We start from the raw sequence: 18,101 nt of genomic DNA, 5'->3' as shown, positions 1-18,101 counted from the left end.
CCGAGTGTTTTCCATGGAGGCCACGCCGTGTCAAAGCCGCCGTTCACGCACCTGCACGTCCACACCCAGTACTCCCTGCTGGACGGTGCCGCGCGGCTCAAGGACATGTTCAACGCGTGCAACGAGATGGGCATGACCCACATCGCCATGTCCGACCACGGCAACCTCCACGGGGCGTACGACTTCTTCCACTCGGCGAAGAAGGCCGGGGTCACCCCGATCATCGGGATCGAGGCGTACGTCGCGCCCGAGTCCCGGCGCAACAAGCGCAAGATCCAGTGGGGCCAGCCGCACCAGAAGCGGGACGACGTCTCCGGTTCGGGTGGTTACACCCACAAGACGATGTGGGCCGTGAACTCGACCGGCCTGCACAACCTCTTCCGGCTCTCCTCGGACGCCTACGCCGAGGGCTGGCTCCAGAAGTGGCCCCGGATGGACAAGGAGACCATCGCCCAGTGGTCCGAGGGGATCGTCGCCTCCACCGGCTGCCCCTCCGGCGAGCTCCAGACGCGGCTGCGCCTCGGCCAGTACGACGAGGCGCTGAAGGCCGCCGCCGACTACCAGGACATCTTCGGCAAGGACCGCTACTTCCTGGAGCTGATGGACCACGGCATCGAGATCGAGCACCGGGTCCGCGACGGCCTCCTGGAGATCGGCAAGAAGCTCGGCATCCCCCCGCTGGTCACCAACGACTCGCACTACACGTACGCGCACGAGGCGACCGCCCACGACGCCCTGTTGTGCATCCAGACCGGCAAGAACCTCTCCGACCCCGACCGCTTCAAGTTCGACGGCACCGGCTACTACCTGAAGTCCACCGAGGAGATGTACGCCATCGACTCCTCGGACGCCTGGCAGGAGGGGTGCGCCAACACCCTCCTGATCGCCGAGATGGTCGACACCACCGGCATGTTCGAGGCCAAGAACCTCATGCCGAAGTTCGACATCCCCGAGGGCTACACCGAGGTCACCTGGTTCAAGGAGGAGGTCCGCCGCGGCATGGAGCGCCGCTTCCCCGGCGGCATCCCCGAGGACCGGCAGAAGCAGGTCGAGTACGAGATGGACGTCATCATCCAGATGGGGTTCCCGGGCTACTTCCTCGTGGTCGCCGACTTCATCATGTGGGCCAAGAACAACGGCATCGCGGTCGGCCCCGGCCGAGGCTCCGCGGCCGGTTCGATCGTCGCCTACGCCATGGGCATCACCGACCTCGACCCGATCCCGCACGGCCTGATCTTCGAGCGGTTCCTCAACCCCGAGCGCGTCTCCATGCCCGACGTCGACATCGACTTCGACGAGCGCAGGCGCGTCGAGGTGATCCGGTACGTGACCGAGAAGTACGGCGCCGACAAGGTCGCCATGATCGGCACCTACGGCAAGATCAAGGCGAAGAACGCGATCAAGGACTCCGCGCGCGTGCTGGGCTACCCGTACGCGATGGGCGACCGCATCACCAAGGCGATGCCCGCCGACGTCCTCGGCAAGGGCATCGACCTCAACGGCATCACCGACCCCTCGCACCCCCGCTACTCCGAGGCCGGCGAGGTCCGCGGGATGTACGAGAACGAACCGGACGTGAAGAAGGTCATCGACACCGCCAAGGGCGTCGAGGGCCTGGTGCGGCAGATGGGCGTGCACGCCGCCGGCGTGATCATGTCCAGCGAGACCATCACCGAGCACGTGCCCGTCTGGGTGCGGCACACCGACGGCGTGACCATCACGCAGTGGGACTACCCGAGCTGCGAGTCGCTCGGCCTGCTGAAGATGGACTTCCTCGGCCTGCGCAACCTGACGATCATGGACGACGCCGTCAAGATGGTGAAGTCCAACAAGGGCATCGACCTGGAGCTGCTGAGCCTCCCGCTGGACGATCCGAAGACCTTCGAACTCCTCCAGCGCGGCGAGACCCTCGGCGTCTTCCAGTTCGACGGCGGCCCCATGCGCTCGCTGCTGCGCCTGATGAAGCCGGACAACTTCGAAGACATCTCCGCCGTCTCCGCGCTCTACCGTCCGGGCCCGATGGGCATGGACTCGCACACCAACTACGCGCTGCGCAAGAACAAGCTCCAGGAGATCACCCCCATCCACAAGGAGCTCGAAGAGCCCCTCAGGGAGGTCCTGGACGTCACCTACGGCCTGATCGTCTACCAGGAGCAGGTGCAGAAGGCCGCCCAGATCATCGCCGGCTACTCGCTCGGCGAGGCCGACATCCTGCGCCGCGTGATGGGCAAGAAGAAGCCCGACGAACTGGCCAAGAACTTCACCATCTTCCAGGCCGGCGCCCAGAAGAACGGCTACAGCGACGAGGCGATCCAGGCCCTGTGGGACGTGCTGGTCCCCTTCGCCGGATACGCGTTCAACAAGGCCCACTCCGCCGCGTACGGACTGGTGTCGTACTGGACGGCCTATCTGAAGGCCAACTACCCGGCCGAGTACATGGCCGCGCTGCTGACCTCCGTGAAGGACGACAAGGACAAGTCGGCGGTCTACCTCAACGAGTGCCGGCGCATGGGCATCAAGGTGCTCCCGCCCAACGTCAACGAGTCGGTGCACAACTTCGCCGCGCAGGGCGACGACGTGATCCTCTTCGGCCTGGAGGCGGTCCGCAACGTCGGCACCAACGTGGTCGAGTCGATCATCAAGAGCCGCAAGGCCAAGGGGAAGTACGTCTCCTTCCCCGACTACCTCGACAAGGTCGAGGCGGTCGCCTGCAACAAGCGCACCACGGAGTCGCTGATCAAGGCCGGCGCCTTCGACACCCTCGGGCACACCCGCAAGGGCCTGACCGCGCAGTACGAGCCGATGATCGACAACGTGGTCGCGGTCAAGCGCAAGGAGGCCGAGGGCCAGTTCGACCTCTTCGGCGGGATGGGCGAGGAGGACACCAGCGAGCCCGGCTTCGGACTGGACGTGGAGTTCACCACCGAGGAGTGGGACAAGACCTATCTGCTCGCCCAGGAGCGGGAGATGCTCGGTCTGTACGTCTCCGACCACCCGCTCTTCGGCCTGGAGCACGTGCTGTCCGACAAGGCCGACGCGGGCATCGCCCAGCTCACCGGCGGTGAGCACGCGGACGGCGCGGTCGTCACCATCGGCGGCATCATCTCGGGCCTCCAGCGCAAGATGACCAAGCAGGGCAACGCCTGGGCGATCGCCACCGTCGAGGACCTCGCAGGCTCCATCGAGTGCATGTTCTTCCCGGCGACCTACCAGCTGGTGTCGACCCAACTCGTCGAGGACGCCGTGGTGTTCGTCAAGGGCCGCCTCGACAAGCGGGAGGACGTGCCCCGGCTGGTCGCGATGGAGCTCCAGGTCCCCGACCTGTCCAACGCGGGCACCAACGCGCCCGTGATCCTCACCATCCCGGCCACCCGGGTCACCCCGCCGATGGTCAACCGCCTCGGCGAGATCCTCAGTCACCACAAGGGCGACAGCGAGGTCCGCATCAAGCTCCAGGGCCCGACCAAGACCACCGTCCTGCGCCTCGACCGGCACCGCGTGAAGCCGGACCCGGCGCTCTTCGGTGACCTGAAGGTACTGCTCGGCCCGTCCTGCCTGGCGGGCTGACCGGCCAGGCCGGCACCGGCCACGCGAAGGGGCGCACTCCTGACGGGGTGCGCCCCTTGATGTGCCTGGGTCTCAACAACCCTTTATGCAGATGTCAGTTGTGGCCGAAGCTTTTCTGCCGCCCCTTGCGGGCCACGTCGCCGGGGGTCACCTGCGGGGAGTGCTGCTCGGTCTGTGTCTCCATCGAGGAGTGCTGGGGCTCCTGCCCGGCACGCTCGCTCTGGGACGGCTTGCGGTTCTGCTTCTTGTTCTTGGCCATGGTGGTGCCTCCTGTGGGGATCTAGGGGCCAGGGCCGGGACCAGATTCACATAGGCTGACAACAGGCGCATTTCGGATAATTACCGTGTGTGACAGGGGATGTCGCCGGGCAATGCCCCGAAACGCCACGCCGAAGATCGAGTTCGGGCCGTTAACCCCGGCGTGGTCGGGCAGACTCGAAGGAAGCCCGAAGCAAACCTCCCGGAAAGAGGGTGGATCGCGTGGACCGCTGCATCGTCCTGGTGGACGCCGGGTATCTGCTGGGGGCCGCCGCCAGTCTCCTCGCCGGGGAGCCCTCCCGTTCCCGTATCACCGTCGACCACGCCGCCCTCGTCCAGGGGCTGCGCGACCGGGCCGAGTCCGACACCGAACGGCCCCTGCTGCGCATCTACTGGTTCGACGGTGCCCCCGACCGCGTCCCGCAGCCCGAGCACCGCAGACTGCGGGTGATGCCCCGGGTCACCGTCCGGCTGGGCGCCCTGACCCGCAGCGACGGACGCTGGGCCCAGAAGGGCGTGGACGCCGCCATGCACGCCGAGCTCACCGAGCTGGCCCGCAACCGCGCCTGCTCCGACATCGTGCTCGTCACCGGCGACGGGGACCTGCTGCCGGGCATGATGGCTGCCAAGGAGCACGGGGTCGCCGTGCACCTGTGGGCCGTGCAGGCCGCCGACGGGGACTACAACCAGTCGGAGGACCTGGTCGCCGAGGCGGACGAGCGGCGGGTGCTGGACCGCGTGTGGATCACCAAGGCCGTACGCGCGAAGGAGCTCGGCGGGATCTGCGCGCCGCCGCCCGTGCCACGGCCCGAGATCGCCGCGATCCTCTCCGCGCCCCTGCCGGAGTCCGCGCTCTCGCAGGCACCCGAGCGGACCTCCGAGGACAGCCGGCACGCCCCGGCGGCCGCCTCGGGGAACGGCACGCAGGAGCGGGTTCCGGCACCGAAGGGGGTGCCGACGCCCAAGGACCTCGCCGCGCTGCGGGCGCCCGGCGCGCAGCCCGCCCAGCAGCCCGCGAGCGCGACCCTGCGCTGGTCCTCCGACAAGGGCTGGGTGGACCGGCCGGGCGGTTCCGCCGAGCCGCCCGAGGTCGCCTCCATGCCCACCCTCGCGCAGCTCACCACGGCCGAGCAGCGGTGGGCCGACCGCGAGGAGGACATCACCACGGTCGGCGGGGACCCCTTCGAGGTGGGCCAGGTCTTCGCGCGGCGGTGGATGGAGCGGCTCGGCGACCAGACGCACCTGCAGCGGCTGTCCGGGATGTACCCGCGGGTGCCGCACCGGATCGACGGGGAGCTGCTCAGGTACGCGGCCCGGTTCGGACTGCTCGCCCACAAGGACGACCAGATCGACGAGCACGACCGCTACGCGATCCGCGCCGGGTTCTGGCGCGAGATCGAAGCGCGGACGGCGGCGGAGCACGCCCCCGCCGGGGAGTGAACCGGCACATACCCCGCCCCAAGGGCGAGCAAGGCTCCCCGACCCCGTAGTCTCGTCCCTTGTGAGTACGCGCGCTGCACCGGCCCTTCGACACAGTGGGGATGTCGTGTGTGCGGTGCGCGGGCTGACCAAGACCTATCCCGCGGTGCGCGGGCGGCGCGGCACTCCGGCGACGCCCGAGGTCCGGGCCACCGACGACGTACGGCTGGACATCCGGCAGGGCGAGATCTTCGGGCTGCTCGGGCCGAACGGCGCCGGGAAGACCACGCTCGTGCGCCAGCTCACCGGGCTGATGCGGCCCGACCGCGGCAGCGTCGAGATCCTCGGGCACGACATCGTGCGCCACCCGGACCGGGCCTCGCGGATCCTCGCCTACCTCGGCCAGGAGTCCACCGCCCTCGACGAACTCACCGTCTCCCTCGCCGCCGAGACCACCGGGCGGCTGCGTGGCCTGGAGGCGAGGCGGGCGCGGGCCGAGCGGGACGCCGTACTCGACGAGCTGGGGCTCACGCCGATCGCCGGGCGGCCGTTGAAGAAGCTGTCCGGCGGGCAGCGGCGGCTCGCGTGCTTCGCGTCGGCGCTGGTGGGGGAGCGGCCGCTGCTCGTGCTCGACGAGCCGACCACCGCGATGGACCCCGTGGCGCGGCGCGCGGTGTGGTCCGCCGTGGACCGGCGGCGGGCCGAGCGGGGGACCACCGTCCTGCTCGTCACCCACAACGTCATCGAGGCGGAGACCGTCCTTGACCGGGTCGCCGTCCTCGACCAGGGGCGGGTCATCGCCTGCGACACACCTGCCGGGCTCAAGGAACAGGTCGCCGGGGAGGTCCGCGTCGACCTCGTCTGGCGCGAGGCGGCACCGCTGCACGTCCCCGAGGTCGCCGTGCTCCAGGACCGGGCCGTGGCCGCCGGACGCCGCTGGACACTGCGGCTGGCACCCGAGGAGGCCCGCGCGGTCGTGGCCACCGTCACCGGCGGGGCCGCGTTCGCCGCGCTGGACGACTTCACGCTCGCCACGCCCAGCCTGGAGGACGTGTACCTCGCCCTGGGCGGGGCCGCTCAGCAGGGGCTGGTGAAGGCGTGAGCACGTTGAGTACGCGGACCGGCCGTGTCCGTACGTCACAGGGCGAGTGCCGGAGCGAAGAGGAGCAGAGCCACGTGAGTGTCGTACCCGCCGAGGTTCTGCCGGGCGGCGCGCCGGCCGTCGTGGAGACGGGCCGGGACGCGGCCGCCGAGCTCGGGCCGCGCGCGCGGCTGTGGCCGTCGCTCGCGGCCGTCTACCGGGCGCAGCTGTCCCGTGCCCGGGTCGCGCGCATCCCGCTGCTGTTCGTCGCCACCTTCCAGTCGATCGGGATCATGATCCTGATGCGGGGGGTCGTGGACGGCGGGGGCGAGGCGCGGTCCGTGGTCGCCGGGGCGTCCGTACTGGTCGTCGCCTTCGTCGCGCTCAACCTGCTCGCGCAGTACTTCGGGCAGCTGCGGGCCAGCGGCGGGCTCGACCACTACGCCACGCTGCCGGTGCCGCCCGCCGCCGTGGTGCTGGGCGCCGCGGGGGCGTACGCCTCCTTCACCGTGCCCGGGACCGTGGTGACCGCCGTCTTCGGGTGTGTGCTGTTCGGGCTGCCGCTGGCGCACCTGTGGGTCCTGGTGGCCGTGATCCCGCTGGCCGGAGCCGCCCTGGCGGGCCTCGGCGCGGCCCTCGGGCTGCTCGCGCCCCGGCCGGAACTGGCCACCCTGCTGGGCCAGCTCGGCATGTCCGCCGCGCTGCTGCTCGGGGTGCTGCCCGCCGACCGGATGCCCGAAGCGGTGCGGTTCGCCCGGGACCTGCTGCCCTCGACCTACGGCGTGGAGGCCTTCGCGCGGACCTTCGGACCGCATCCCGACTGGGCCTTCGTGCTCGGCGACCTCGCCGTGTGCGGATGCGTGGGAGTGGTCTCGCTGGCCGTCGCCACCTGGGCCTATCGTCGGGCGGCCGTCCGGTGACGCGCCGCACGGACCGGCCTGGCACGATGTCAGGGTGACCGCTCCGTTGACGCCTCCTCCGCCGCCCCACGAACCGTCCCCGCACGATGCGTGGCAGGCCCCAGCCGCCGGCTACGCGGCCCCTGCCGAAGTCCGGTACGGGCAGGGCGGGCCCGGGATGAAGACCGAGCTGATCGAGGGCGCGGTGATCCTGGTCGCCGTGGCGCTCTCCGGGGTGCTGCTGGGGCTGCTGTGGTGGTGGCTGGCGCCGCACGTGCCGCTGGTCGGGGACGTGGACGCGCAGGGGAACTGGGCCGTCTACCTCAAGGACACCGAGGGGGAGCAGGCGGTCGGGGTGGACGGCACGCTCACTCTGCTGGCCCTGGCCTTCGGCGTCCTCAGCGCGCTCGTGGTGTTCCTGTGGCGGCGCCGGGGCGGGGTGCCGCTGGTGGTGGGGCTCGCCGTCGGGGGCGTGCTGGGGTCGCTGCTCGCCTGGCGGGTGGGGACGTGGCTCGGGCCCTCGTCCGATGTGCTCGCCCATGCGAAGGCCGTGGGCAAGGGGGTCACGTTCTCGGCGCCGCTGAAGCTGGGGGCGAAAGGGGCGCTGCTCGCCTGGTCGCTGGCCGCGCTCGTCGTGCATCTGGGGCTCACGGGGCTGTTCGGGCCCCGGGATCCCGAGCCGGTGTACGGGGCGGCGGTGCCGGGGGACGGGTACGGTCCGCCGGTGCCGTAGGGCTTTCGCCCCCGCCGCCCCTACCCGTCCCGTAACAGGGGCGCTGCCCCTTCGACCCCGTCCCAGGGGCTGCGCCCCCGGGCCCCCGTCGGCCCTGAAGGGGCCTTGTCCCCAAACGCCGGACGGGCTGAGACGGGGCTGACATGCCTTGGGATCGCGTGGCCGTCCTCTAGGCGGGACGCCTGCCGTGGTTCGAACGGCCCTTCTTCGTGCGCCACTTGCGCTTGCGGGTTCTCTTCGACATGCCTCTTCTGCTTAGTCCAGGAAGGGGCACTCGTCGAGGGGTCACGCGCGGGCGATGGGCGCCAGGATCGCGTTCGTGAGGTCGGCCAGGTCCTTCGGCGCGAGTTCCACCTCCAGTCCCCGGCGGCCCGCCGAGACGCAGATCGTCTCGTGGGCGGAGGCCGAGGCGTCCAGGACCGTGGGGAGCTTCTTGCGCTGGCCCAGCGGGGAGATGCCGCCCCGGACGTAGCCCGTGGTGCGTTCCGCGAGGGTCGGGTCGGCCATCGCCGCCCGTTTGCCGCCCGCGGCCGTCGCCAGGGCCTTCAGGTCCAGGGAGCCCGCCACCGGGACCACCGCCACCGTCAGCGTGCCGTCCACGTCCGCCACCAGCGTCTTGAAGACGCGGTCCGGGGACACCCCCATCGCCTCGGCCGCCTCCTCGCCGTAGGAGGGGTGGGAGGGGTCGTGGTCGTAGGCGTGCACGGTGAAGGGCGCGCCCGCCGACGTCAGGGCCACGGTCGCGGGGGTGCCTGCGGACTGCTGCTGCTTCTTCGACTTCTTCGCCATCGGACGGGTTCCGGCCTCAGTTCAGACTCGTCGGGCCGAGCGTCAGGTCCGACGCCGGCAACGACGGCAGATTACGGATGATCGCCGTCTCCGCGCGCAGGAGTTTCAGTTCGTCGCGCAGCCGGGACGCGGTGTCGGGGGCCTGGAGCAGGCGCTGCTTGGTGGGGGTGTCCAGCATCATCGCGGCCGCCACCAGGTACGAGACCACCGACGGCTCGTCCGGGAGCTCCGTACCGGAGGACAGGGAGCGTTCCCTGGCCCCCGCCAGGCGCTTCTGGTACTGCCGGAAGGCCCGCAGAACGCCTTCCGCCAAGGGCCCGGACTCCTCGCCCGCCTCCTCCGGCAGCTCCTCCAGTTCGGCCGTCAGATACGGGCCGGAGGCGTCGACGGACAGCAGCCGGACCCGGGTGGTGCCGGTCGCCAGGACCTCGAAGGTGCCGTCGGCGCGCTCCCGTACCGTCGCCGCGTCCGCGACGCAGCCGACGGAGTGGAACGCCTTGACGGGGTCGTCGCCGAAGCCGGCCGCGGGGCCGGTGTCGGGCACGGCCGTGGGGTCCGGCAGGCCGGGGGCGCTGGGCGCCACCTCGTGGCCGTCGCGGATCGCCACGACGGCGAACCGGCGCGGTTCCTCCTCGGGGGTCTTCAGCAGTTCGCGCATCATGGCGCGATAGCGCTCCTCGAAGACGTTGAGGGGAAGCACGAGCCCCGGGAACAGCACTGAGTTCAGGGGGAAGAGCGGGAGCCGCACGGTGGTCACGGCGCCAAAGCCTAATGGCCTCCGGAGCGGACACGTCCCCCGTGCCCACTCCGTGGATGGATCAGGGTGTGCCGGCGGACCTCCTCACGCACCTCCAGGAAGCGGCTCAGCGGGTCCTCCGACTCCTGGCCCCACGGGAAGGAGGTCGCGTACGGCCCGAGCATCCGCAGCTGCTCCAGGGCGTCCTGCCAGCGGCCGAGGCGCACCAGGACGTACACGAGCTTGTTGCGGATCTCGGCCGGCCACGGGTCGGCGGCCGCGAACGTGGCGGACAGCTCGATCGCCCGGTCGGCCGCCGCGTCCAGCCGCTCGCGCGGGACCGCGTCGGAGCCGGGCCCGGTCAGACAGGCGAGGGCCGCCCGCGCGGGCAGCGCCTGGACGAGGGAGCCGGGCGGGGCGTCCTGCGCTGCCCGGTCGGCGAAGTCGAAGCACTCCCGGTAGGAGCCGCGCCAGGAGGTCGCCAGATAGCGCAGGGCCGCGACATGGCAGCCGTAGTGCAGCGGGGCGCGCCGCAGGGCCGCCTCCCACAGCTCCCCGAAGTAGGTGGGCCCGGCCTGCGAGCCGCGCGCGTGGTCCAGCGCGATCCGCCACGGCACCGGATCACGGTCCTCGCCGCGCGCCGCGGCCGTGATCTGCGGGCTCACCTCGCGCAGCAGCTCCGCCCTGGCCGGTGAGTCCCACACCCGGTCCACCGCGAGCTGGGCGCCGAGCAGGAGCTGGTCCGGGTCGTACGGGACGTCGGCGCGCCAGGCGTCGTACCACTCGGGGCGCGAGCGGGCGAAGGCGGAGAGACGGCGGACGTACCGGTCCCGCAGCTCCCAGGCGGCGCTCTCGCGGGTCGCGCCCAGCAGCTCGGCCGCGCGCCCGTAGGTGCCCTGTCCGGCGGCGACCAGCGCGGGCCCGAGCCGGTCGTCGGGCGCGTCGAGCAGTACCTCGTCGTCGGCGGGCAGTCCGCCGGTGAGGTACGGGGGGATCCGCGACGCGCGGATGAACGTGGGCAGCAGAGCCATGGTGTCGACCATTGAAAGACCGCGGCTCGGCGTCGCGCCAGTGCGCACGTGCAACTCACAGAAAGTTGTACGGCGGAAAGTCAAGGGGAGGTAAAGACGTGACCTACGTTCACCTTCCGCACCACGGACCCCCCTAATTCCGCCGCAACAGCCTGGTGGCCCCCGCCGCCACGGTGGTCGCCAGGACCCAGCCGAGGAGGACCATCGCCGCCGCGAGCCACTGCCAGCCGCCGCGCAGCTGCCAGAAACCGACCTGCCCCAGATCGATCACCGGAAGCAGCAGGTCCAGCGCGAAGAGAGCGGGATTCCAGGCCGGATGGTCGCCACTCTTGAGCGGGGGATGGCTCGCGTGTGCGAACGCCACGGAGCCGGCCGCCCACAGCACCGCCATCCACACGGCGGCCCGGCCCGGCCGGTACCCGTAGGCGACCGTCAGGTCCTGCACATAGCCCCAGAACTTCGCGGCCGGCGGCAGGGTCTCCCGGCGCCGGCGCTGCTTGGCGAGCAGCACCTCGCGCGCGTCCTCGTCCTCACCGCCCGCCCGCAGCACGGCGGCGAGCCTCTCGTACGGCTCCGGGTTGTACTCGGCGGTCGCGGCCGCCACCCACTCCAGCCGCTCGGCCAGCGGGAACGGGCCGTGCGGCACGAGGTTCTCGTAGGCGAAACCGCCCATGTGCAGATTGCCGGGACCCGGCCAGGCGCTCGCCCGGTCCACGAGGTTGCCGACCCGCGCGCCCGACAGCACCACCTTGCCGCGCTGCGGCCGCTCCCCGAGGAAGCGCAGCTCGGGCGCCTGGATGCGGCGCAGCGACAGCTCCTGCTCGTCGGTGAAGGTGAAGCGGGCCCGCTCCAGGTCCACGGCGTCCCCGAACCGCCCGTCGTCCAGCCGCACACCGCCCTGGCACTCGAAGCGCTGGATGCGTGTCCCGCGCGCGGGAGTCGCCCCGCTCAGCATGGCGGCGCCGACCCCCGCGGGGGTCAGGTACAGCGTGCGCTCGACGGTCAGCTGGGGGGCGTTCAGCGCGAGCCGGGTGTACGGGTTGTTCAGCCGGGCGCCGCGCAGGCTCAGCGAGACGCCGATCGTCGCGCTGCGCAGGCTCAGCTCGCCGTGCGACTCCAGGAGCTCGGCCTGGAGGTCCTGGCCCACGGTCATGCCGTCCGCGGCGATGGAGCGGCCGCTGCGGTCGCGGTAGACGATCGCCTGGTTCATCAGCAGGTCGGTGCCGATGTGCGCGTCGGTCAGCCGGACGCCGTTGTGGAAACGGCAGCGGGGGAGGTGCAGATCGCCCTCCGTGTGCACCCGGGCGGCCTCCAGGCGCGGTACCGAGCAGTCCACGAAACGCGCGGTGGTGAAGCGGGCCTCCGGCAGCAGGATCTCCCGCTCGAAGCGGCAGCCCTTCATCTCGACGTACGGCACCACCGTGCCGCCCGCGAGGTCCAGGGTGCCGCTGATCTGCACACCGGTGAGCTTCAGTGCGGACACCCGGCCGGCGAGCGCGGGCGGGCCGTCCAGGAGCAGCCAGCACACGATCCGCGCGCGTACCGTCCGCTCGGGACCCCAGGGATGCCCGCCGTGCGGATCGTCGACCACGGTGTCGCCGCTGCTCAGGTCGTACACGCTGCCGTTGCGGAAGGCCTGCCACATCCCGGCCTCGGCGGCGGTCAGATCGTCCGGCAGGTCTCCGTCGCGGATCCCGGCCCCCTCGGTCACGGTTCTTCCAGCTCCTTGCGGCTCGTGGGATTCGTACAACCGTTCATGCCCGCTGAGTAACCCCCCGAACGCTAGACGTGAAGGGGATCTTCCGGGTTGCGTATCAGCCATTGGAATGCGCGAACGGGCCCTGACGCGGGTCTGAGAGAATTGACGAGTGATCTCCCGAATCGATCTGCGCGGCGACGCCCTCCCCGAGGGCCCCGCCCTGCGCGACCTGCTGCCCCGAGCCGACTTCGACGTCTCGGCCGCCCTGGAGAAGGTGCGTCCGATCTGCGAGGCCGTGCATCATCGGGGCGACGCGGCGCTGATCGACTTCGCCGAGAAGTTCGACGGCGTGCGGCTTGAGCAGGTGCGGGTGCCCGCGGAGGCGCTCACGCGCGCGTTGCAGGAGCTCGACCCGGCCGTGCGGGCTGCCCTGGAGGAGTCCGTCCGGCGTGCCCGCCTCGTCCACCGCGCACAGCGCCGCAGCACCCACACGACCCAGGTGGTGCCCGGCGGCAGCGTGACCGAGAAGTGGGTGCCGGTCGACCGCGTCGGGCTGTACGCGCCCGGCGGCCGCTCGGTCTACCCGTCCTCCGTGATCATGAACGTGGTGCCCGCGCAGGAGGCCGGCGTCGAGTCGATCGCGCTCGCCTCCCCGGCGCAGGCCGAGTTCGGCGGGCTCCCGCACCCGACGATCCTCGCCGCCTGCGCCCTGCTCGGCGTCGACGAGGTCTACGCCGCCGGCGGCGCGACCGCCGTCGCGATGTTCGCGTACGGCACCGAGTCCTGCCCGCCCGCCAACATGGTCACCGGCCCCGGCAACATCTGGGTCGCCGCAGCCAAGCGCTACTTCACCGGCCGGATCGGCATCGACGCCGAGGCCGGCCCGACCGAGATCGCCGTCCTCGCGGACTCCACCGCCGACCCGGTGCACGTGGCGTCGGACCTGATCAGCCAGGCCGAGCACGACCCGCTGGCCGCGGCCGTCCTGGTCACCGACTCCGTCGAACTCGCGGACGCCGTCGAGAAGGAGCTGGAGCCGCAGGTCGCGGCCACCCGGCACATCGACGACCGGATCGTGCCCGCCCTGAAGGGCCGGCAGTCCGCGATCGTCCTCGTCGACGGCATCGAGGAAGGGCTCCGGGTCGTCGACGCGTACGGCGCCGAGCACCTGGAGATCCAGACGGCCGACGCCGCCGCGGTCGCCGACCGGGTGCGCAACGCCGGTGCGGTCTTCGTCGGCCCCTGGGCCCCCGTGTCCCTCGGCGACTACGCCGCGGGCTCCAACCACGTGCTCCCGACCGGTGGCTGCGCCTGCCACTCCTCGGGCCTGTCCGTCCAGTCCTTCCTGCGCGGCATCCACATCGTCGACTACACGAAGGACGCGCTCGCGGACGTGGCGCACCACGTGGTGACGCTGGCGGAGGCGGAGGACCTGCCGGCCCACGGGGCGGCGATCAAGGCCAGGTTCGGCTGGAAGGTGCCCGGCAAGTGACATTCGGAATCGACGACCTCCCCGTACGGGACGAGCTGCGCGGCAAGTCCCCCTACGGCGCGCCCCAGTTGGACGTCCCCGTACGGCTGAACACCAACGAGAACCCCTACCCGCTGCCCGAGCCGCTGGTCGAGCGCATCGCCGAGCGCGTCCGGGAGGCCGCCCGCGACCTCAACCGCTACCCGGACCGGGACGCGGTGGAGCTGCGCACCCAGCTCGCCAGGTACCTGACGGACACGTCCGGCCACGAGGTCGGCCTCGCCAACGTCTGGGCGGCGAACGGCTCCAACGAGGTCATCCAGCAGCTGTTGCAGACCTTCGGCGGACCCGGCCGTACGGCGATCGGTTTCGAGCCCTCGTACTCGATGCACGCGCTCATCGCGCGCGGCACCGGCACGGGCTGGATCTCCGGGCCCCGGGGCGCGGACTTCACGATCGACCTCGCGGCGGCCGAGCGCGCCGTCGCCGAGAACAAGCCGGACGTCGTGTTCGTCACGACCCCCAACAACCCCACGGGCAACGCGGTCCCGCCCGAGACGGTCCTCGCGCTCTACGAGGCCGCGCAGGCCGCGAAGCCCTCCATGGTCGTGGTGGACGAGGCGTACATCGAGTTCAGCCACGGCCGCTCGCTGCTGCCGCTCCTCGAAGGACGGCCGAATCTCGTCGTCTCCAGGACGATGTCGAAGGCCTTCGGGGCGGCGGGCCTGCGCCTCGGCTACCTGGCCGCGCACCCGGCGGTCGTGGACGCCGTCCAGCTCGTACGGCTGCCCTACCACCTGTCGGCCGTCACCCAGGCGACCGCGCTGGCCGCCCTGGAGCACACCGACACACTGCTCAAGTACGTCGAGCAGCTGAAGGCCGAGCGGGACCGGCTGGTGAGCGAGCTGCGGGCGATCGGCTTCGAGGTCGTGGAGTCGGACGCGAACTTCGTGCAGTTCGGCCGCTTCGAGGGCTCCGGGGGCTCGCACGCGGCCTGGCAGAAGATCCTCGACCAGGGCGTCCTGGTCCGGGACAACGGCATTCCGGGATGGCTTCGGGTGTCCGCCGGGACCCCCGAGGAGAACGACGCGTTCCTCGACGCGGTACGTGAACTGAAGAAGGAGCAGAGCGCATCATGAGCCGCGTAGGAAGAATCGAACGGGTCACCAAGGAGACCTCGGTGCTCGTCGAGATCGATCTCGACGGCAGCGGCAAGGTCGAGGTGTCGACGGGCGTCGGCTTCTACGACCACATGCTCGACCAGCTGGGCCGGCACGGTCTGTTCGACCTGACCGTGAAGACCGAGGGCGACCTGCACATCGACTCGCACCACACCATCGAGGACACCGCCCTCGCCCTCGGCGCCGCCTTCAAGCAGGCGCTCGGCGACAAGGTAGGCATCTACCGCTTCGGCAACTGCACGGTCCCGCTGGACGAGTCCCTCGCCCAGGTCACGGTGGACCTCTCCGGCCGCCCGTACCTCGTGCACACCGAGCCCGAGAACATGGCGCCGATGATCGGCGAGTACGACACCACGATGACCCGGCACATCCTGGAGTCCTTCGTGGCCCAGGCGCAGATCGCCCTGCACGTGCACGTGCCCTACGGGCGCAACGCGCACCACATCGTGGAGTGCCAGTTCAAGGCGCTGGCCCGGGCCCTGCGCTACGCCTCCGAGCGCGACCCCCGCGCGGCGGGCATCCTCCCCTCCACGAAGGGCGCCCTGTGAACGGCCTGTCGACCCTCCTGATCGTCGTCGGCCTGTTCCTGGCCGGCGGCATCTACTCCTTCGTCAAGCAGCAGATGCCCAAGGGCCTGATCGTGCTGCTCTCCATCGCCGCCGGGATGTGCCTCGTCGCCGGTGTCCTGAGGCTGGAGGTGTGGAATTGAGCCCCGCGTCCTCGAAGAAGGTCGTGGTCTTCGACTACGGCTTCGGCAACGTGCGCTCCGCCGAACGCGCCCTCGCGCGCGCGGGCGCCGACGTCGAGATAACCCGCGACTACGACAAGGCCATGAACGCCGACGGCCTGCTGGTGCCGGGCGTCGGTGCCTTCGCCGCCTGCATGAAGGGGCTGCACGAGGCCCGCGGTGACTGGATCATCGACCGCCGGCTGTCCGGCGGGCGCCCGGTCATGGGCATCTGCGTCGGCATGCAGATCCTCTTCGCGCGCGGCATCGAGCACGGGGTGGAGACCGAGGGCCTCGACGAGTGGCCCGGCGCGGTCGAGCCGTTGCAGGCCGAGATCGTGCCCCACATGGGCTGGAACACCGTCGACGCGCCCGCCGGCTCCCAGCTGTTCGCCGGCCTGGACGCCGACGCCCGCTTCTACTTCGTGCACTCCTACGCGGTCCACGACTGGTCCCTGGAGACGCACAACCCGTCGATGCAGGCGCCCCGCGTGACCTGGTCGACGCACGGCAAGCCCTTCGTGGCCGCCGTGGAGAACGGCGCCCTGTGGGCCACGCAGTTCCACCCCGAGAAGTCCGGCGACGCCGGTGCGCAGCTCCTCACCAACTGGATCGGAACACTGTGAGCAAGCTCGAACTCCTTCCCGCCGTCGACGTCCGCGACGGCCAGGCCGTCCGCCTCGTGCACGGCGAGTCCGGCACGGAGACCTCGTACGGCTCGCCGCTGGAGGCCGCCCTGTCCTGGCAGCGGGCCGGCGCCGAGTGGCTGCACCTGGTCGACCTGGACGCGGCGTTCGGCACCGGCGACAACCGCGAGCTGGTCCGCCAGGTCACCGAGGCCATGGACATCAAGGTCGAGCTGTCCGGCGGCATCCGCGACGACGCCTCCCTGGCCGCGGCCCTCGCCACCGGCTGCACCCGCGTGAACCTCGGCACCGCCGCCCTGGAGAGCCCCGAATGGGTCGCCAAGGTCATCGCCGAGCACGGCGACCGGATCGCGGTGGGCCTGGACGTGCGCGGTACGACCCTCAAGGGCCGCGGCTGGACCAGCGAGGGCGGCGACCTCTACGAGGCGCTGGAGCGGCTCGACAAGGAGGGCTGCGCCCGCTACGTCGTCACCGACATCGCCAAGGACGGCACGCTCCAGGGCCCGAACCTGGAGCTGCTGAGGAACGTCTGCGCGGCGACCGACCGCCCGGTGGTGGCCTCCGGCGGGGTGTCCTCGCTGGACGACCTGCGGGCCATCGCCGAACTGGTGCCGCTCGGTGTCGAGGGCTCCATCGTCGGGAAGGCGCTGTACGCGAAGGCGTTCACCCTGGAAGAGGCCTTGGAGGCGGTGGCTCAGTGAGCGACGTACGACGCGTCACGACCGGTGCGCCCTGGGAGGAGACCTTCGGGTACTCCCGCGCGGTGGAACTGCCCAACGGCCTGGTGCTGGTCTCCGGCTGCACCTCGGTGGAGGACGGCCAGATCGTCGCGGGCGATCCGTACGAGCAGACGGTCAACGCCTTCAACGTCGCGTTCGCGGCGCTGAAGGAGCTGGGGCTCGGCCGGGACGACGTGGTGCGCACGCGCCTGTACATCACCCACGCGCGGGACGTCGACGAGGTCGGCCGCGCCCACAAGGAGCTGTTCGACGCCGTACGGCCCGCCGCATCCATGATCATCGTCTCCGGCTTCGTGGACCCCAGCCTGGTCGTCGAGGTCGAGGTGGAGGCGTTCCGAGGAGTGTCCACCGCATGACCCTCGCCGTACGAGTCATCCCCTGCCTGGACGTGGACAACGGCCGGGTCGTCAAGGGCGTCAACTTCCAGAACCTGCGGGACGCCGGCGACCCGGTCGAGATGGCCAAGGTCTACGACGCCGAGGGCGCCGACGAGCTGACCTTCCTGGACATCACCGCCTCCTCGGGCAACCGCGAGACGACCTACGACGTGGTGCGCCGCACCGCCGAGCAGGTCTTCATCCCGCTGACCGTCGGCGGCGGGGTCCGCACGGCCGAGGACGTGGACAAGCTGCTGCGGGCCGGGGCGGACAAGGTGGGCGTGAACACCGCGGCCATCGCCCGTCCCGACCTGATCCGCGAGATCGCCGAGCGGTTCGGCCGCCAGGTGCTCGTGCTGTCGGTGGACGCGCGGCGCACCGAGTCGGGCTCCTTCGAGGTCACCACCCACGGTGGCCGCAAGGGCACCGGCATCGACGCCGTCGAGTGGGCGCACCGGGCCGCCGAACTGGGCGCCGGCGAGATCCTGCTCAACTCGATGGACGCGGACGGCACCAAGGACGGCTACGACCTGGAGATGATCGAGGCCGTCCGCAAGCACGTGACGGTCCCGCTGATCGCCTCCGGCGGCGCGGGGAAGCTGGACCACTTCCCGCCGGCCATCGGCGCGGGCGCGGACGCGGTGCTGGCGGCCTCGGTGTTCCACTTCGGCGATCTGCGGATCGGCCAGGTGAAGGAGACCCTGCGGGCAGCGGGACACCCCGTCAGGTAGCGAGGCTCCCGAGCC

General features: G+C 71.3%; 18 protein-coding genes. 13 read left to right on the top strand and 5 right to left on the bottom strand.

What is annotated here, in order from left to right; translation table 11 throughout:
* Positions 1-27 precede the first annotated feature (27 nt).
* Positions 28-3,567, top strand: coding sequence for a DNA polymerase III subunit alpha (gene dnaE, locus M2163_RS16400; protein WP_280852038.1), 3,540 nt, complete (start codon positions 28-30; stop codon positions 3,565-3,567).
* Positions 3,568-3,661: 94 nt separating this feature from the next.
* On the opposite strand, the gene M2163_RS16395 is transcribed toward dnaE, so the two are convergent.
* The gene (locus M2163_RS16395; protein ID WP_280852039.1) at positions 3,662-3,826 is read right to left on the bottom strand and encodes a hypothetical protein; all 165 of its coding nucleotides are present in this window, start codon (positions 3,824-3,826) and stop codon (positions 3,662-3,664) included.
* Positions 3,827-4,047: 221 nt separating this feature from the next.
* On the opposite strand from M2163_RS16395, the gene M2163_RS16390 reads away from it, so the two are divergent.
* From M2163_RS16390 to M2163_RS16375, 4 genes are all read left to right on the top strand, one after another.
* Positions 4,048-5,265, top strand: coding sequence for an NYN domain-containing protein (locus M2163_RS16390; protein WP_280852040.1), 1,218 nt, complete (start codon positions 4,048-4,050; stop codon positions 5,263-5,265).
* A gap of 106 nt (positions 5,266-5,371) precedes the next feature.
* A complete protein-coding gene (locus tag M2163_RS16385; RefSeq protein ID WP_280852041.1) occupies positions 5,372-6,346 on the top strand; it encodes an ABC transporter ATP-binding protein in 975 nt (324 codons plus the stop codon).
* Between the two features lie 74 nt (positions 6,347-6,420).
* The gene (locus M2163_RS16380) at positions 6,421-7,245 is read left to right on the top strand and encodes an ABC transporter permease (RefSeq protein WP_280852042.1); all 825 of its coding nucleotides are present in this window, start codon (positions 6,421-6,423) and stop codon (positions 7,243-7,245) included.
* A gap of 34 nt (positions 7,246-7,279) precedes the next feature.
* Entirely contained in the window at positions 7,280-7,957 is a 678-nt protein-coding gene (locus M2163_RS16375; RefSeq protein ID WP_280852043.1) for an AAA family ATPase, read from the top strand.
* A 285-nt stretch (positions 7,958-8,242) separates the two neighbouring features.
* On the opposite strand, the gene ybaK is transcribed toward M2163_RS16375, so the two are convergent.
* From ybaK to M2163_RS16355, 4 genes are all read right to left on the bottom strand, one after another.
* Complete coding sequence (gene ybaK, locus M2163_RS16370; RefSeq protein WP_280852044.1) at positions 8,243-8,746, bottom strand: Cys-tRNA(Pro) deacylase; 504 nt, start codon at positions 8,744-8,746, stop codon at positions 8,243-8,245.
* A 16-nt stretch (positions 8,747-8,762) separates the two neighbouring features.
* Positions 8,763-9,503, bottom strand: a complete 741-nt coding sequence (locus M2163_RS16365; RefSeq protein WP_280852045.1) for an LON peptidase substrate-binding domain-containing protein — start codon at positions 9,501-9,503, stop codon at positions 8,763-8,765.
* Positions 9,504-9,514: 11 nt separating this feature from the next.
* Positions 9,515-10,525, bottom strand: a complete 1,011-nt coding sequence (locus tag M2163_RS16360; RefSeq protein ID WP_280852046.1) for a hypothetical protein — start codon at positions 10,523-10,525, stop codon at positions 9,515-9,517.
* 121 nt (positions 10,526-10,646) lie between these two features.
* Entirely contained in the window at positions 10,647-12,224 is a 1,578-nt protein-coding gene (locus tag M2163_RS16355; protein WP_280852047.1) for an oxidoreductase, read from the bottom strand.
* A 157-nt stretch (positions 12,225-12,381) separates the two neighbouring features.
* Between M2163_RS16355 and hisD the strand changes: the two genes are divergently transcribed.
* Genes hisD through hisF form a run of 8 tightly spaced genes read left to right on the top strand, consistent with a single transcriptional unit; the run spans position 12,382 to position 18,086 of the window.
* Positions 12,382-13,704 (top strand): histidinol dehydrogenase, encoded by a 1,323-nt coding sequence (gene hisD / locus M2163_RS16350; RefSeq protein WP_280852048.1) that lies wholly within the window; start codon positions 12,382-12,384, stop codon positions 13,702-13,704.
* Positions 13,701-14,822, top strand: coding sequence for a histidinol-phosphate transaminase (locus M2163_RS16345; RefSeq protein ID WP_280852049.1), 1,122 nt, complete (start codon positions 13,701-13,703; stop codon positions 14,820-14,822). The genes hisD and M2163_RS16345 overlap by 4 nt, the downstream gene beginning before the upstream one ends.
* A complete protein-coding gene (hisB, locus tag M2163_RS16340) occupies positions 14,819-15,412 on the top strand; it encodes an imidazoleglycerol-phosphate dehydratase HisB (protein ID WP_053850464.1) in 594 nt (197 codons plus the stop codon). Before M2163_RS16345 ends, hisB begins: the two co-directional genes overlap by 4 nt.
* Positions 15,409-15,573 carry a hypothetical protein gene (locus tag M2163_RS16335; RefSeq protein WP_053850463.1) on the top strand — a complete coding sequence of 55 codons (165 nt, stop codon included), beginning with the start codon at positions 15,409-15,411 and terminating at the stop codon, positions 15,571-15,573. The genes hisB and M2163_RS16335 overlap by 4 nt, the downstream gene beginning before the upstream one ends.
* The gene (gene hisH / locus M2163_RS16330; RefSeq protein WP_280854227.1) at positions 15,570-16,217 is read left to right on the top strand and encodes an imidazole glycerol phosphate synthase subunit HisH; all 648 of its coding nucleotides are present in this window, start codon (positions 15,570-15,572) and stop codon (positions 16,215-16,217) included. The genes M2163_RS16335 and hisH overlap by 4 nt, the downstream gene beginning before the upstream one ends.
* On the top strand, positions 16,214-16,939 hold the full coding sequence (priA, locus tag M2163_RS16325; RefSeq protein ID WP_037719376.1) for a bifunctional 1-(5-phosphoribosyl)-5-((5-phosphoribosylamino)methylideneamino)imidazole-4-carboxamide isomerase/phosphoribosylanthranilate isomerase PriA: 726 nt from the start codon (positions 16,214-16,216) through the stop codon (positions 16,937-16,939). Before hisH ends, priA begins: the two co-directional genes overlap by 4 nt.
* A complete protein-coding gene (locus M2163_RS16320) occupies positions 16,936-17,334 on the top strand; it encodes a RidA family protein (protein WP_280852050.1) in 399 nt (132 codons plus the stop codon). Before priA ends, M2163_RS16320 begins: the two co-directional genes overlap by 4 nt.
* Positions 17,331-18,086 carry an imidazole glycerol phosphate synthase subunit HisF gene (hisF, locus tag M2163_RS16315; RefSeq protein ID WP_280852051.1) on the top strand — a complete coding sequence of 252 codons (756 nt, stop codon included), beginning with the start codon at positions 17,331-17,333 and terminating at the stop codon, positions 18,084-18,086. The genes M2163_RS16320 and hisF overlap by 4 nt, the downstream gene beginning before the upstream one ends.
* Positions 18,087-18,101 lie beyond the last annotated feature (15 nt).

The organism is Streptomyces sp. SAI-135 (assembly GCF_029893805.1).
In the GTDB taxonomy this organism is placed as follows: Bacteria; Actinomycetota; Actinomycetes; order Streptomycetales; family Streptomycetaceae; genus Streptomyces.
Note: the sequence above shows the minus strand (reverse complement) of the source record. Positions and strands in the feature narration are given on the sequence as shown.

Excerpts from the sequence above, each read along its gene's own strand:
- M2163_RS16395 (WP_280852039.1), bottom strand. The coding sequence starts at position 3,826 with ATGGCCAAGAACAAGAAGCAGAACCGCAAGCCGTCCCAGAGCGAGCGT.
- ybaK (WP_280852044.1), bottom strand. The coding sequence starts at position 8,746 with ATGGCGAAGAAGTCGAAGAAGCAGCAGCAGTCCGCAGGCACCCCCGCG.
- M2163_RS16360 (WP_280852046.1), bottom strand. The coding sequence starts at position 10,525 with ATGGTCGACACCATGGCTCTGCTGCCCACGTTCATCCGCGCGTCGCGG.
- hisB (WP_053850464.1), top strand. The coding sequence starts at position 14,819 with ATGAGCCGCGTAGGAAGAATCGAACGGGTCACCAAGGAGACCTCGGTG.
- hisF (WP_280852051.1), top strand. The coding sequence starts at position 17,331 with ATGACCCTCGCCGTACGAGTCATCCCCTGCCTGGACGTGGACAACGGC.